This is a genomic window from Candidatus Saccharibacteria bacterium, assembly GCA_034521515.1.
GTDB lineage: Bacteria > Patescibacteriota > Saccharimonadia > Saccharimonadales > JAXHMH01 > JAXHMH01.
In genome coordinates this window covers 88,212-101,339 of record JAXHMH010000002.1, presented here as the reverse complement: position 1 = coordinate 101,339, position 13,128 = coordinate 88,212, and the positions used below count along the sequence as shown (strand labels likewise).

Below are 13,128 nucleotides of genomic sequence, written 5' to 3'. Positions count from 1 at the left end.
ATTACTGCGTCAGTAACTCCGTTGCTTCCTCACCGTATGTGCATACGGCTCGATCCGCTACTTGTTACTTCCTTGTACTGCATCCAAGTAAGAGGCTTAAGTGACTGGGTTGTTAATTACGTTGTAATACTACGAGTTCGCGCCCGACGATTTGCCCCTCTCGGTGGTAAATCAGGTCTTCTTTTGAGACGTGAACAAAACTCTGCCGAGTATACCCCAATTCCTCGATATTATCAAGTACTGGCAGGTGCCAGAATCTGTCAGTCGCAAAGACCTGCTTCCGAGCAGTGCTCGTAACACCGCCTTTGCTTGCGGCACTGTGCTTTGTTGCAGATTGCGCTACTCCTTCACCGTATTTTATATACGGCTCAGTCCGTTGCTCATCTGCGCCGTGCACAGCACTCGCCCTGACAGCCCTGGCACCGCCAGTGTCACCGCGATACCAGGCAGGGACAGCAATGCAGAGACGGAATCCTTTTTTGGTCTGCCTCGCCACGTTTTGCAAGAATTCTCGGTGAATGGTATCTACGTCTTGCATGACTTCACGCAATTTTTCAGGTCGCGGGACAGTAGAAAAGGGGCGACCTAGATAGGTCTCGCCCGCAATAACGCTAAACGGCTCGACCCACTCTTTATTCATGGCATCGCCCTGGTTGACCCGATGTTTGATAGATGTGATATTCAGCCAATCTAGATTTGTGGCGGTGTACTCTACCATACGCGGCTCCAGATCAGTGCCGTAGGCGTTATAGCCCATCAGCATCGTTTCCTGCAGCACGACACCAGTACCGCAAAACGGGTCAAGCACGGTAGCTGAGCCTGACTTCCACTCTCCAGCCTCCACACTCTTTTCTCCTGTTGCCAGGTTTATAATAATTTGTGCAAGTTTTGGCGGCAGCATTCCGACACGAGCATCACGTTTTGGCCGAGCTTGGTCACGGGCGGCATAGGCATTGATATCTTGTACAGCGATAGTTTGAGCCACAATTGTTTTATCTTGGTGTTTAATTAGCAATACTTCAAACCCGCTCGGTCCGGTAAGTTGATTATGGATAACCTGCGCAGCGTTAAGCTCAGATGTTTTGTTGGGGACGACGCGGACAGATTTACTGGTTTGACGGATTGCTTTTTTTAGCGTCAGTCCGGTGGCGTTTAGTTTGCGCGGATGAATATTAAAACCGTAGAGGCTCAGACCTAGCCGTATCTTACCTGGCTCCAAGTCGGCGGTATAATCTGGCAACTGTTTGGTTAAAAACTGCTCAATCCGACCCCAGTCGGTATAAGGCAGTTCGGTAAGGTAACGGCCAAGTTTAAGGCTACCGCCAAGCCGACTCATGGTGATGTGGTCGGCTTCAAGATTAAGTAGAGCGCCAGTATTGCCGATAGGCAAAACGGTTTCGGAGCCATACAAACTCTCAAGTTCTGCTAAACCTAATGCCGGTTGGCGACCTAAAATACAAACAGATTTACCCATATTACATACCAGTATACGGCCAATAAGCTATAATATAGAATCAATGGTTGAGACAATTCGCCGAAAAGACTGGAAAACCATCGCTACAATCGTTACGTTCTTGGCGTTATTGGGTACCGCATACGCCTTGCGCGAGCAGATTGGCGATACGCTGCGTAATCTGCGGGAAGTTAACTTATGGTTTATTTTGCTCATTGTGCCGCTTGCAGCCACAAATCACTATTGTCAGGGCAAAGTATATCAAGGTGTTTTCCGTATTTTGGGTGATCGTTTCCGGACGAAACCAATGTTTCGGCTCAGTCTTGAGATGAATTTTGTAAACAACATTTTCCCGAGCGCCGGCGTCAGTGGCTTTTCGTATCTTGGTTTGCGCCTACGCAAAGAGGGCATTAAAGCCGGCAAAACCACCCTGGTGCAAATCATGCGGTTTGCGTTGCTGTTTATTTCTTTCCAGCTCTTACTGGGTGTTGGATTGTTTTTGTTGGCGCTCGCGGGAGACGTAAATAGTTTCGTAATGCTTGTGGCCGGTTCACTTGCCACATTACTGTTCGTTGGTACGGTACTGGCGGTTTACATTATTAGCAGTAAGGCTCGAATAAATGGCTTCTTCACAACTTTGACACTTGCCGTAAATCGAATAATACACGTTATTAGGCCGCGACATCCGGAAACTATTAAGATTAACAGCGTTAAAACGGTGTTCACCGAGCTTCATGACAACTATCGATTATTGCGCGAGAACGTTAATTTGTTGCGTTGGCCTTTGGTTTATGCAACGGCAGCCAATATCTCTGAGGTGTTTGCCATTTGGAGTGTATTTTTGGCGTTTGGCCAGGTGGTTAATCCAGGTGCGATTATATTGGCGTATGCTGTTGCAAACTTCGCCGGTATTATTTCGGTGTTGCCGGGAGGGATTGGTATCTACGAAGCGCTTATGACTGGCGTGTTTGCTGCTGCTGGCGTACCGGTTGGCTTGAGTCTGCCAGTTGTGCTGACATTTAGGATAATAAGTATGGGGCTTCAGATACCGCCGGGATACTTCTTTTATCAACGAAATTTGCAAGCTAAGCACCCACAAGAAACATGAACGATCTTATCTTTTCACCAACCGACTTCGTTGCCGTTCTTAATCAAACATTAGAAATGGCGTATCCTAATGTCGTCGTGGTCGGTGAGCTGGCTAATTTGCGGGTTAGTAAAAACCGGTGGGTGTATTTTACGTTAAAAGACGAGCATGCTAGTGTTAAATTTTTTGGTACGGTCTATCAGTTACCTGGACCGCTAGAAGATGGCATGATGTTACAAGTACGCGGAAATCCGCGCTTGCATTCGTTGTATGGGTTTAGCGTTAATGTGCAGTCAATTCAGCCAGTCGGCGAAGGGTCGTTGAAACGGGCTGCTACACTCCTGGAGGCAAAACTTAAATCCGAGGGCTTATTTGATGCCGAGCGCAAGCGTCTTCTGCCGTTTCCGCCTGCTAAAATAGGTTTGATAACCTCCAAAGAATCAGCCGCCTATAATGATTTTATTAAAATACTTAACACAAGGTGGGGTGGAATAGAAGTATTGTTGGTCGATACTCAGGTTCAGGGTGAGTCTGCGCCGGCTCAATTAATTTCGGCACTTGAATATCTAAATACGCATGAGGATTTAGACTTGATTGTTATGACTCGCGGCGGCGGTAGCCCTGACGATTTAGCAGCCTTTAGTACCGAACAGGTTACTAGGGCAGTGGCGGCCAGCCGGGTTCCAACGTTGGTGGCAATAGGGCATGAAGTAGATGTGAGTTTGGTTGAACTGGCGGCTGATCAACGCGCCAGTACACCAAGTAATGCGGCAGAGCTGCTCACACCAGATAAAAATCAAGTTCTTGGCCAGCTGCCAGCTAGCCAAAAACAGCTAGCCCAAGCACTAACTCAGACAGTTAGTCGGCACAAGCAAGCCGCACAAGATAAACGGTACGATTTGCGTAGAATGGTCAGGGATTTGTTATCAGACGAACAGCAGAATATTCAGCAAAAAACCAAACTATTGGGTCTACTCGACCCAGCCCAGGTGCTCAAACGTGGCTATGCTATCATACGCGCCGGCGGTTTGTTGGTGGGTACTGTCAGTAAAATACGTGTCGGACAAAACGTGTCAGTACAATTGCGGGATGGTCAGTTTGAAGCTCAGATTAATCATATAGATAAGGTAAAATAGTACTATGGCAGCAGCTAAGAAAGATTACAAAACACTACAAGCAGAGCTTGATACGGCTTTGAGCGAACTTCAATCGGGTGAATTGGATATAGATCAAGCAGTCAAGTTGTATGAGCAGGGTATGCAGCTTATTAAAGAATTAGAAAAACAGCTAAAGATAGCCGAAAACAAAGTCAAAAAGGTGCAAGCCGAGTTTGGGCAGGAATGATTTCAACATTATTGTTTATAGGCGTAGCTCTGATTTTATTATTTGGGTTTGTGGTGTTGTTTGGGGCACCTTATTTACCGACCACCAAGCGACAAATCACCACAGCGCTTGATATGTTAGACCTAAAGCCAGGTCAGACCATGCTAGAGCTGGGATGCGGTGATGGCAGGGTAATAAGAGCAGCGGCGCAGCGAGGCTGGAATGTTGTCGGTTATGAGATAAATCCATTATTGGTTTTGTTGGCACGCGCTCACACCTGGAAATACCGTAAGCTAGTACAAATACGGTGGAAGAATTTTTGGCACGCTAATTGGCCGGAAGCCGAGGGCATATACGTGTTCCTACTTGATAAATATATGAAAAGGTTGGATAAAAAAATTACTCAAAAATACAAAGGCAAAAAGGTAAAATTAGCTAGCTTCGCCTTCCAGATCCCTGATAAAAAAGCACAAAACAAATTCAAGGGGCTGTTTCTGTACCAATATCATTAGACGTAAGCGGACAGCCGCGTTTAGGCACTCATGGTATGATGGTAGCGAGTAAGTAGTAAAAATCAACACATATGAAAGAACTTTACCGCAAAATTCGTAAAAACAGATATTTGCTTGCTTCGGTGTCGCTTGTTTCTATATTCTTTTCTCAACAGTAGCACGCGCCGGCTATATTATGTTTATCGATGGGCTTCCAGAGTCGCCGGGAGGTACTGTTGTGTATCCGCATTTTGAAGGAGGTGAGGTTGCAGAAATAGGAAGATACAGATATCACGCATTCAAGGAGTCTGGTACGTTGTCGGTTGTAGAGTCGGGTTACGCTGAAGTGTTGGTCGTTGCAGGCGGAGGCGGAGGCGGTGGTTCGGCGGCGTATTATCGCGGCGGTGGAGGCGGTGCAGGTGGGCTTATATATGAATCAAACTTTAATATTGATACAAGCATACCTATTGTCGTGGGTGGTGGTGGAGCCGGTGGTGATGGAACCACTGAAGCACAGACAGGTGAAAATGGCGGAGACTCAACGCTCGGGACGCTTACTGCCATCGGAGGAGGCGGTGGTGGGGCAAGCGGTACAGTTCGTCATGCAGTTAATGGGGGTTCCGGTGGCGGTGGAGGCTCGCATTCAAATAGTCCGAATGGCTCCGGTGGTACTGGGGTATCAGGTCAGGGTCATGATGGAAGTGACGGTAATTCTACCAGTGTTCACACAAGTCGTCGCGGCGGTGGTGGCGGTGGCGCTGAATCATCAGGGAAGCGTCCACTGATGGAGGTGCAGGAAAACACTTTCCACAATTTGCTAACTGGGGGGAAAATGGTGCATTTGCTGGCGGCGGCGGTGCACGCTGGTATAGTGCAGCCCCGGCGTAGGAGGTATCGGTGGGGGTGGTGACGGTGGTATTGATAGCGGCTCAGGGGATTGGTGGCTTCAGCAGAAGATGGTGCTCCAAACTCTGGCGGTGGCGGCGGTGGCGGCCACGTCTAGATGAAGGCTCAACTGGCGGTGACGGAGGCTCTGGTATCGTGATAGTTCGTTACCAATACCGTGATAATCAAGATATATCTATTTCTAAAGCACAGAAGATGTTGACGGGGCATTGGAGTCTGGATGGGCACGCTCGGGATGCAACTCCATACAGTAACCATGGGACGATTTCAGGAGCAACTTCAGCGTCAGACAGGTTTGAGCGCTCGTCTGCGGCTCTTGCTTTTAATGGTAGTACAGATTATGTCCATATACCAGACCACTCGAACCTTAGGCATGCCAGTAGCGATTTCAGCATTTCGTTATGGCTCAACACAAGTGAGGAGACAAATGGTGGTACAGAACTTTTGTCCAGCTTCTTGTCAATGACGGACGGCTCAGGTTTTAAGCTTACACAACGAGCTAACGGTTCAATAAAAACAGAAATTGGTGATAATAGCATTAATACGACGCAGCTCCTCGAGCAAGACACATGGTCGCACTGGCTGTTTGTGGGTCAAGATGGTGACACGTTATCGGTATACAAGGACGGCGCTCTGTCTGATACATTCTCAAGTAACTACAACATTACATATAGCGATGGACTTTACGTTGGCTCACAAATGGGTACTACTGCTATGTGGGAAGGTCTTGCTGATGGCTTTCGGGTACATAGTTACGCGATTGACGCGACGGGTGCTGCGGAGCTATATAAAACCGGAGGCTCACATATAAAAATTTCGGATTTACAGAGGGGTCTTATCGCGCATTGGGCATTGAACGGTAATGTCAAGGACAGTACGCCGCATGCTAATGATGGATCAACAGGCGGCGATGTATCAATGACTTCCGATCATCACGGCAGGCCAAATAGTGCCTACAGTTTTTCTAGTTCCCAAGATCACTTAAGTGTACCGGCGATTCCTGAAAATATTGATGAGGTAACTATATCCGTTTGGGCGAAGTTTAGCTACTGGACGGGCACATGGACGTATCTTTTGTTCAAGGGAGCTTCAACGACGTTAGGGAGTTCTGCGTATTGGATTGGCGCGAATACATCAGGCAACTACGCAGCCGCGGTTAATGGCAATTACTCACAAGGTGGAACATCCGTCCCCGTAGACACGGATTGGCATCTATTAACGCTTACATATGATGGCGATGAGCAACGCTTTTATGTGGCAAAAAAACAGAAACCTCTGAATGCAGTTATGTATCCGGCCAGTGACCAGATGATAATACGGATACGCATATGGGTATTGGCGGCAGATTCAGCAGCAGTTGCTAAAGACCATTCTATGGGACAGTCGGCTATGTACGTGTGTACGACCGCATATTATCGTCAGCCGAGATTCAAAAACTTTTAGATACGTATTAATAACCCATAACAAAGTTGCTCTGTCATGGCTGCCTCTGGTAACATAAGCGGGATACTATGGATTCAGATTATCGACAACCACAACGCTCTAGTGCCCAACCAGGCTATACGCCACGCTCTCCGCAGCAGCCGGTTCAGCGCGCCGTTCCAGCAAGTCAAAATCCACAGCCACAAACAGTTATTTCTCCAGATCGTGGAGTACAGGGCGCCCAACAAAACACGCCACAACCCCAACCAGCAGCAGCGCAGACCACGAATCAACAGCAACCACCTCAGAATATGTATCATCAAGATATTCCGAGGGATTTTCCACCGCCAAATGTTGACCCAGTTTCTGCCTCGCAGCGCAAGCAACACCACAAACTGCTCATTATTCCGTTGATTATATTAGTCGTACTGCTTTTAGGTGCCGGCGGTTTCGGAGCGTGGGCATTTATGGAACGGCAAGAGTATAAACAAAACGCGGATGAATTAGCCCAAGCAGCCGCCGATGAAGCCGTAGCAGAGGCATTAAAAGAAAAAGAGGCGGAGTTTATACAAAGAGAGAAACGACCGCTCAAAGAGTATAACGGACCAAGTGCTTTCGGCAGCGTAAGTATTAGTTACCCCAAAACATGGTCGGCGCATGTCATAGAATCAGATCGTAGTAACCGACCTATAGAAGGATATTTCCACCCGGATTTTGTTCCGGATACTGGTGGTGACACGGCGTTTGCATTAAAACTAGAGGTAGTTGATGAGGCTTATGATCGTGCGCTGTCTAAGTATGATTCTGACAGTGAACGTGGAACCGTCAATGTGAGCGCAATATCCGTTGATGAAGTACCGGACGTGACGGGTGCGCGTATAAACGGCGAGATTGAACGCGGTAAAACTGGTACAGTTGTCCTGTTCCCGCTACGCGATAAGACCTTACGCATTTCAACCGAATCTCAAGAATATATCAAAGATTTTAATAACATTATCCTAAGAAACTTAAGTTTCGTACCGTAACGGATTGACCAAGCGGCTATATGCGCGTTGCAGTGAGTTCTACACTATTTTGAGAATCGTTCGCATTGTATAATGGCAGTTAGTTAACGAGCGAGAGAGGGTACGATTTATCGCTATGGGAGATCAACGGACAGCTGCGCCATCAACAGCCCAAGATCAGTCTTTGAGGTCGCTTGCTGAGCAACTCAAAACTCCGCTACTGCATATCTCGCAGGCATCTCAGTTAGCACGTGGCGGCGATAGCGCTAGGCTAAACCAGATTGAATTAATTGCCGATTCTGCCTTGCAGTTCGTCGATAGTTATGTTCTATCTACTCAGATTGCTAGTGGCCAGCTGGCGCTTTCTATGGAGCCGGTGACCGTATCATCCGTTTTGCAAGACGCTGCTCACAAACTTGATAAAATTGCGCGGGAGTATGCTTGCAATATCGAGCTAAAATTAGCCGGTAAATATGGGCCGGTTATGACGGATCGCCGTAGTTTTGAGTCTGCCATAACTGCTTTAGGCTACTCGTTTATTGAAGCTCAAGCGCAAAATACCGATAAAAAATCACGCCTGGTTTTATCGGCGCACCGCGGCAAGGGTGGTATTGTAGCGGGTGCTTTTGGTGAGCTTGAAGGCTTGTCTTCAGCAGGGTTTCGTAAAGCTCGTGCCCTACAGACAACTTCACGCCAGCCCTTGCCGGCGTTCGGACATTCTGCTAGCACCGGCGTGTTTGTAGCCGACACGCTATTTGAGGCAATGTCTAGTGAGCTGAAAGTAACGCGGCGTGGTAACTTAACTGGACTAGCGGCGACATTATCGCTAAGTCCTCAGTTGGAGCTGGTTGCTACATAATGGCTAGAGTTTTGCTTATCGAGCCAGATGCAATACTGGCGCGTAATTATGAGCAAGCGCTAGGGCAGGCTGGTCATGCTATAGATTGGGCTAAGCTTGGTCAAGAAGCTGTGCAGCTAGCCGATGTTAATCGTCCCGACATTATTATTCTAGAACTACAGCTAGCTGAACATAATGGTATTGAGTTTTTGTATGAATTCCGTAGTTATACAGATTGGCAAGACATACCAATTATTTTGCTTACTATGGTGCCAGAGTCAATGTTACCGACTGGCCAGGCTGGACTAGATTCGTTAGGCGTTGCTCGATATTTATACAAACCTCAGGCCAAGTTGCAACAAGTTGTATCGGCAGTTGAGCGAACTTTGCAATCATACAAAGTATGAAATCACATATCAGTACAACCGGTATTGTGCTTGCTAGAACTGATTATCAAGAAGCTGATCGTATACTGACGGTGCTTACTCCAGATTACGGTAAGCTGAAGCTGATGGCTCGTGGTGTACGGCGTCAGCGTTCAAAATTAGCCGGCGGTATAGAACTATTCAGTGTTAATAATATTACGTATTTACCAGGCAAGGGCGAAATCGGCACGCTTATTTCTTCACGTATGCTCGCAAACTATGGCAATATTGCTAAAGACATAGACCGGACTATGTTGGGTTACGAACTACTTAAACGCACCAACCGCATAACCGAAGAAGCAGCAGATTCGGACTATTTTGACACGCTAAGTGGCTCACTGGCAGGACTGGATGACGACACAATATCACCGGTTCTCAGCGAACTGTGGTTTAGTATGCAATTGTTAAAAATCACCGGCCTTAGTCCCAACCTCAAAACAACTCAACAAGGTCTAACCTTGCAAGAGGGTAAAACCTATTTGTTTGAGTTTGACGACATGGCGTTTTTAGAACGAGAAGGTGCGCCGTACAGCGCTGAACATATTAAAATATTGCGCCTGGCATTGACCGTGGACAGCCCGCAAAAGTTGGGGCAGGTTAAGGGTATCAAAGACAATATCGCAAACGACGTGCTTCAGCTAACAAACACAATGCTCCAACGACTAGTCCGCATTTAAGGTTTCAAGCTTTTCGCCCCCATCAATCCCTCACCTACCTCTTTCACAATAAACTATGCTATAGCACGATTTATTGAGAACTTAGTTTTGGGTAATTTTTTCTTAAAACGTTCTAATAGGACTGCTTCATTATCGAAAGAGCGACATTCTGTATACGTCACATATTTTTCTAAGCCGTAGACTGTGCAGATCGCTTCGATTACGTCTCTACAGGGCAAGGGATGTATCCAAACACTTTTTTGCATTTGATAAAAACCGACAGAGCGCAGCTTAAAGGTTAGGGCGTTTCGTCCTGCTTTGTGCTTTTCGGGGATATCGTAAAAAATAATTCGCCAGTATCCGTCCCATTTAGGGGGCTCTTTTATTGATAACTTGTTTATGTCGATAGCCTCTAGTCTCTCTCGGCCTTTGTCTGTGATCTTTAGACCATATTCGTAATTGTCCGTAATTAGTTTTTGCCACTTCATATAGCTAAGAACTCGTCTGAGCTCTCTTTCTTTTTCACGCTTATTTACGCCGTTTAAAATTTTATCCAGTGGTTTATCAAGTGCAACAAGTAGCCCAGGGAGAACCATTCCTGTAGCCAATACGGTTGGAGTCAAGCCATATCTCAGGATGGCGTCAATAATCTGCGAAGTTTTGTCATTGCGTGCCATATCAATAAAGTATGCTATAGCATTATTTATTGAGAGGCAAGTTTGTGATGGGATTGGTAGTGTGTTGGGATTGGGTGGTGGGGGATGGGTGAGGAGAAGGTTGGGTTTAACGTGATGAGTTTTTGGTTGGAACAATATATTGTTGATGATTTTGATTTTCATCTGGGTGCTGACGAGGTTTGGTTTTATGACTTATCGCTTACTTTGTATAAAGTACATTGATTTGTGGATTGCCGCCTTACATATAATTAATGTCAATCTCTCGCCCATATCCCAGAGGTGGTGTATACTATGGCGCATATGAGTAAAGAAATTAAGTTAGACGACATCGTTAGTCTGTGTAAGCGGCGGGGGTTTATTTTCCAGGGTTCGGAGATTTACGGTGGTTTGGCTGGTACGTGGGATTACGGTCCGCTTGGCGTGACACTCAAGAAAAACATTATGGATTTATGGTGGAAGACATTCGTTGATGAGCGCGATGACATGTTCGGCGTAGATGCGGCTATTTTGATGAACCAGAAGGTCTGGCAGGCTAGTGGTCACGTCGATACTTTTACTGACCCTATGGTGGTATGTAATAAGTGCGGTCAAAGTTATCGGGAAGATCATCTCGATTATACAAAGCCATGCGTCAAATGTGGAAGTAAAGATTCATACGGACAGGCTCGTCAGTTCAATATGATGTTTAAGACCAATGTTGGCCCTATCGCAGACGATAACTCGATTAGCTACCTTAGACCTGAAACGGCGCAAGGTATTTTTACCAACTTCAAGAATGTGGTGGATACTCTATACCCGGATTTGCCGTTTGGTATCGCGCAGCAGGGTAAGGCGTTCCGTAACGAGATTAGCCCACGTGATTTTGTGTTTCGCAGCCGCGAATTTGAACAGATGGAGATTGAGTACTTCATTAATCCGGACAACTGGGAAGAGTCGTTCGAGCAGTGGCGCAATGATGTAAAAGCGTTCTTGAGTGACCTCGGTTTGCCGGAAGACAAGATCCATGAGCTTGATGTTCCAAAGGACGAACTAGCGCATTATTCTGAGCGCACTATAGATTACGAGTTTGATTACCCTCATGGGCGTGATGAGTTACTTGGGCTAGCGTACCGCACAGATTTTGACCTCAAAAATATAGAACGCGTTAGTAACAAAAGCATGGAATACAGGCCAAAGGATGGTAGTGAACCGTTTGTACCGCATGTGATTGAGCCAAGCTTTGGTGTGGAGCGCGCTATTATGGCCGTGCTTGTCAGCGCATATACAGAAGACGAGGTAAACGGTGAAAAGCGCGTATTCCTAAAGCTTCCAGCGCATCTAGCCCCTGTAAAAGTCGCCGTATCGCCACTACTCAAAAACAAGCCGGAGCTGGTAGAAAAAGCCCGTGAAGTTTACAAGATGCTCAAAAAAGAAATCGGCAACGTCATGTGGGATGATAATGGCAACATCGGTAAACGCTACCGCCGCCAGGACGAAATCGGCACCCCGCACTGTGTCGTTATAGACTTCGACACCCTAGAAGACAACACAGTAACCGTCCGCGATCGCGATACCACCAACCAACAGCGCGTCCAAATCATCAACCTTCCCGCCCACTTCAAAAACTTATAATGATAAGCCAAGATCAACTACCACATTACATAACGGTGAAAGATCAGTACGAGAAAGAGGCGCATAAAAGACATGCTAGTTGATTTTGGGATGACTAAAAATGGCGAACAGGTTTACATGAACCCGGCAGATTCGCATGCGCCAACACATTTTGAGGCTACCCCAGGGCTGGAAGAGTTGGTTAGGGAAGCTTTATCTACGATTGAAGCTACCGGAGAAGAAGTTCCTGTTCAGCTGGATCTAGGTATAGTTATTGGCAAAACAGAATGCGTTAAAGTTGATGAATCCGATGAGATTGTTTACGCAATCCGCGAGGGTAGGGATACTTACACCAAGTTTGTTAAAAATCGCGACCCGGAGCCAACAAATCATCTTAGTATTGTGCTACGAAAAGAAGGCGACACTTACAAGTTATGGAGCGCTTGGATTGGCGAACTAGGCGAGCCATTCCCAGACAGCGAGGCCGCGACCGATAAGAGTAAAGAGTACTGGTCAAACCGTGCACTTATTTTTGGCATACAGCAGATTAAGCCAGGCACAGAAACAACTAACTGCCCTTGGGAAAATAGTTGCAATCGTTGAGTAAATATTTTATACTACTACTTAATGAAAAACGCAGTTTTGGTGCATGGCAAACCCAGGCAGGATAAGTATGAGAACCCAAGCATTCCAAAGCCTTACGAGGCTAATTGGTTTCCGTGGGCTACTAAAAAGTTGGAGCAGCATCGTTACCAAGTGACACGTCCGCAGATGCCCAAGCCATATCAACCGGACTACCGTGATTGGTCGTTGGAGTTTGGCCGCGAACGCCGTATTACGCACGAAACAACTCTGGTTGGCTTAAGTGCGGGGGGCAGGGTTTTTGCTGAAGTGGATGAGTGGGCACTTGGGTGTAACTGTAGATAAACTTATACTCGTGGCGCCGTGGACTGACCCTAACAAAAAGTACGGCGATTTTTTCGATACCAAAATTAATCCAAATATGGCACAGCGGTGCCTAGGTGGTATATCGGTGTTTTATAGTTCTTTGGATGACGAGCAGGCTAAACAAAGCCTTGAAGTAGTACGCCAAACATTCGACGGTCGCGATGACGTGGAGTTTATTGATATACCAGATTACGGCCACTATATGCTAGGAAATACCATGAAAACCGAGGAGTTCCCGGAACTTATAGACAAGATACTTGAACATTAGATCGAGTTTACGTTAGGCATAAAACTGAAATGCGCCAGTC

Annotated in this window: 17 protein-coding genes; 15 read left to right on the top strand and 2 right to left on the bottom strand. The window is 46.6% G+C overall.

The window, feature by feature from the left end; all coding sequences use genetic code 11:
• Nucleotides 1–112: 112 nt before the first annotated feature.
• Nucleotides 113–1,474 (bottom strand): hypothetical protein, encoded by a 1,362-nt coding sequence (locus U5K77_00590; GenBank protein ID MDZ7744247.1) that lies wholly within the window; start codon nucleotides 1,472–1,474, stop codon nucleotides 113–115.
• Nucleotides 1,475–1,517: 43 nt separating this feature from the next.
• Between U5K77_00590 and U5K77_00585 the strand changes: the two genes are divergently transcribed.
• The 10 genes from U5K77_00585 to recO all read left to right on the top strand — a co-directional run bounded on the left by U5K77_00585 (nucleotide 1,518) and on the right by recO (nucleotide 9,626).
• Complete coding sequence (locus U5K77_00585; GenBank protein MDZ7744246.1) at nucleotides 1,518–2,561, top strand: lysylphosphatidylglycerol synthase transmembrane domain-containing protein; 1,044 nt, start codon at nucleotides 1,518–1,520, stop codon at nucleotides 2,559–2,561.
• Nucleotides 2,558–3,676: an exodeoxyribonuclease VII large subunit gene (gene xseA, locus U5K77_00580; GenBank protein ID MDZ7744245.1), complete on the top strand. Its 1,119-nt coding sequence runs from the start codon at nucleotides 2,558–2,560 to the stop codon at nucleotides 3,674–3,676. The genes U5K77_00585 and xseA overlap by 4 nt, the downstream gene beginning before the upstream one ends.
• A 4-nt stretch (nucleotides 3,677–3,680) precedes the next feature.
• A complete protein-coding gene (gene xseB, locus U5K77_00575; protein MDZ7744244.1) occupies nucleotides 3,681–3,884 on the top strand; it encodes an exodeoxyribonuclease VII small subunit in 204 nt (67 codons plus the stop codon).
• Nucleotides 3,881–4,375: a class I SAM-dependent methyltransferase gene (locus U5K77_00570; GenBank protein MDZ7744243.1), complete on the top strand. Its 495-nt coding sequence runs from the start codon at nucleotides 3,881–3,883 to the stop codon at nucleotides 4,373–4,375. The genes xseB and U5K77_00570 overlap by 4 nt, the downstream gene beginning before the upstream one ends.
• Before the next feature lie 175 nt (nucleotides 4,376–4,550).
• Nucleotides 4,551–5,264: a hypothetical protein gene (locus tag U5K77_00565; GenBank protein ID MDZ7744242.1), complete on the top strand. Its 714-nt coding sequence runs from the start codon at nucleotides 4,551–4,553 to the stop codon at nucleotides 5,262–5,264.
• Nucleotides 5,252–6,703 carry a LamG domain-containing protein gene (locus tag U5K77_00560; protein MDZ7744241.1) on the top strand — a complete coding sequence of 484 codons (1,452 nt, stop codon included), beginning with the start codon at nucleotides 5,252–5,254 and terminating at the stop codon, nucleotides 6,701–6,703. Before U5K77_00565 ends, U5K77_00560 begins: the two co-directional genes overlap by 13 nt.
• Nucleotides 6,704–6,771: 68 nt before the next feature.
• Nucleotides 6,772–7,707, top strand: coding sequence for a hypothetical protein (locus tag U5K77_00555; protein MDZ7744240.1), 936 nt, complete (start codon nucleotides 6,772–6,774; stop codon nucleotides 7,705–7,707).
• Nucleotides 7,708–7,822: 115 nt separating this feature from the next.
• Entirely contained in the window at nucleotides 7,823–8,545 is a 723-nt protein-coding gene (locus U5K77_00550; protein ID MDZ7744239.1) for a hypothetical protein, read from the top strand.
• Nucleotides 8,545–8,931, top strand: coding sequence for a response regulator (locus U5K77_00545; GenBank protein ID MDZ7744238.1), 387 nt, complete (start codon nucleotides 8,545–8,547; stop codon nucleotides 8,929–8,931). Before U5K77_00550 ends, U5K77_00545 begins: the two co-directional genes overlap by 1 nt.
• Nucleotides 8,928–9,626 carry a DNA repair protein RecO gene (recO, locus tag U5K77_00540; GenBank protein MDZ7744237.1) on the top strand — a complete coding sequence of 233 codons (699 nt, stop codon included), beginning with the start codon at nucleotides 8,928–8,930 and terminating at the stop codon, nucleotides 9,624–9,626. Before U5K77_00545 ends, recO begins: the two co-directional genes overlap by 4 nt.
• Before the next feature lie 53 nt (nucleotides 9,627–9,679).
• Here recO and U5K77_00535 read toward each other — a convergent pair whose 3' ends face one another.
• The gene (locus U5K77_00535; GenBank protein ID MDZ7744236.1) at nucleotides 9,680–10,282 is read right to left on the bottom strand and encodes a hypothetical protein; all 603 of its coding nucleotides are present in this window, start codon (nucleotides 10,280–10,282) and stop codon (nucleotides 9,680–9,682) included.
• Between the two features lie 84 nt (nucleotides 10,283–10,366).
• Between U5K77_00535 and U5K77_00530 the strand changes: the two genes are divergently transcribed.
• The 5 genes from U5K77_00530 to U5K77_00510 all read left to right on the top strand — a co-directional run bounded on the left by U5K77_00530 (nucleotide 10,367) and on the right by U5K77_00510 (nucleotide 13,088).
• Nucleotides 10,367–10,504 carry a hypothetical protein gene (locus tag U5K77_00530; protein MDZ7744235.1) on the top strand — a complete coding sequence of 46 codons (138 nt, stop codon included), beginning with the start codon at nucleotides 10,367–10,369 and terminating at the stop codon, nucleotides 10,502–10,504.
• Between the two features lie 78 nt (nucleotides 10,505–10,582).
• On the top strand, nucleotides 10,583–11,893 hold the full coding sequence (locus U5K77_00525; GenBank protein MDZ7744234.1) for a glycine--tRNA ligase: 1,311 nt from the start codon (nucleotides 10,583–10,585) through the stop codon (nucleotides 11,891–11,893).
• A 72-nt stretch (nucleotides 11,894–11,965) separates the two neighbouring features.
• Nucleotides 11,966–12,475 carry a hypothetical protein gene (locus U5K77_00520; protein ID MDZ7744233.1) on the top strand — a complete coding sequence of 170 codons (510 nt, stop codon included), beginning with the start codon at nucleotides 11,966–11,968 and terminating at the stop codon, nucleotides 12,473–12,475.
• A 24-nt stretch (nucleotides 12,476–12,499) separates the two neighbouring features.
• A complete protein-coding gene (locus U5K77_00515) occupies nucleotides 12,500–12,799 on the top strand; it encodes a hypothetical protein (GenBank protein MDZ7744232.1) in 300 nt (99 codons plus the stop codon).
• Nucleotides 12,768–13,088, top strand: a complete 321-nt coding sequence (locus U5K77_00510) for a hypothetical protein (protein ID MDZ7744231.1) — start codon at nucleotides 12,768–12,770, stop codon at nucleotides 13,086–13,088. Before U5K77_00515 ends, U5K77_00510 begins: the two co-directional genes overlap by 32 nt.
• Nucleotides 13,089–13,128 lie beyond the last annotated feature (40 nt).